The organism is Geminocystis sp. CENA526 (assembly GCF_050753365.1).
Classification (GTDB): domain Bacteria; phylum Cyanobacteriota; class Cyanobacteriia; order Cyanobacteriales; family Cyanobacteriaceae; genus Geminocystis.
The window spans coordinates 1-1,389 of record NZ_JBLZFY010000281.1 but is presented as its reverse complement, the minus strand read 5'-3'; the positions used below and the strand labels follow the sequence as shown (position 1 = coordinate 1,389).

Genomic DNA, 1,389 nt, shown 5'->3' with positions numbered 1-1,389 from the left:
GTTATAATTTGAGGGAAGAATAAATTGCTCTTGCTCAATCCTATCTACCGTATTGAGTGTAATAGCCGTGTTGGCTATTATTATTGGCACCATATTACCCTCGATAATGTCGTAGTGTTGCTTTTGTTCATCCTGCTGTGTCTCTTCATTTTCCTGATTTAATGTGACGAACTCTCCAGAAGAAGGAGAATCCCTTTTGTTTTGCTCTAAGACTGATATTAATTGTTTTTCTTTCTCAAGAGTACGGCATCGGCTGCTATCAGACTAACTCCTGGTTTAGCTCTTTCAGATGCTGTATCTATTATCCGTGCGGGTGCTGGCGTTGACGGTTTAGACTAAGAAAATAATCTTTTCCTAATTTTGAGACTTTTAGCTATTTAAGTCTTTCTAATATTTTTGTCCACAACTCAAAAAAATCATGCCAACTATGTATAATAAAATTCAAAGAGTCGCTACCACCATTGGTTTAGGTGTCGTAAGTGTTCTCGTCGCAAATATTACCTCTGCTCAAGCTCAACAAGCCTATATTTCTGGTAGTTCCACCCTTGTGTTAATGAACGGTGCGACTCAATCAATTGGAGCAGAACTTTCTGCTCCTAGTGGTTCTATGTTTAACGCCACAACGGTAACAGTTACTCCTGGTTATAGTGGAGCAACTGCAAACCTAAGCGATAATATAGTCGTTTTTAATACAGGTGGTCCTGGTTTAACTGTCACAGGAGGTGCTGTTGCTGGTGCTCCTGCTGGTTCTAGCTTCACAGCTGCTGCTGCTGCCAGATTAGATGCGGCTGCTGCACTACCCGGAGGTCTTTCCGATGTAGTTTCTATCATTCGTGCTGGTGCTGGAGTTGACGGTTTAGACTAATTTTCTTTTTTTAGTCACGAGATCGATCTATAGATCATCTTCAGTTCATTGAGAGAATCCGTTTACTTCGACTACGCTCAGTGAACTTCAGTCGAAGTGAACAGGACATCGAGCGTAGTCGAGATGTCCAATTGCGATCGATGTCCGAGAGAGAAATTGAAGCGTAAGGTTTGATCGAGGTGAGTGATGGTAAGGTTCGATCGAGTTGTGAGATTGCTGATAGTGCTTCGCAATGACAAGGAAGTTCGATAGAGTTTAGGGGATTGCTTTGTGCCTCACAATGACAAGAAAGTTCGATCGAGTGTGAGATTGCTTCGTGCAGGATAGGAGCTTCGATTGAGTTGTTAGATTGCTTCATTAAAACAATATTACAAGCTATGGGCTATCATCTTATTCCACAGAAATTTGAGCTAAAAAAAATAGGGAATGATCGAGTTTGAGAGATTGCTTCGTGCCTCGCAATGACAGTATAATGGGGTTCGATCGAGGTAGTGGGTTCGATCGTAATAAGTTAAGATATATCT

At 41.3% G+C, this 1,389-nt stretch carries 1 protein-coding gene; it reads left to right on the top strand.

The annotated features are described in order from the left end of the window. Positions 1 to 427 precede the first annotated feature (427 nt). The gene (locus ACN4EE_RS23395; RefSeq protein ID WP_431708911.1) at positions 428 to 865 is read left to right on the top strand and encodes a hypothetical protein; all 438 of its coding nucleotides are present in this window, start codon (positions 428 to 430) and stop codon (positions 863 to 865) included. Positions 866 to 1,389 lie beyond the last annotated feature (524 nt).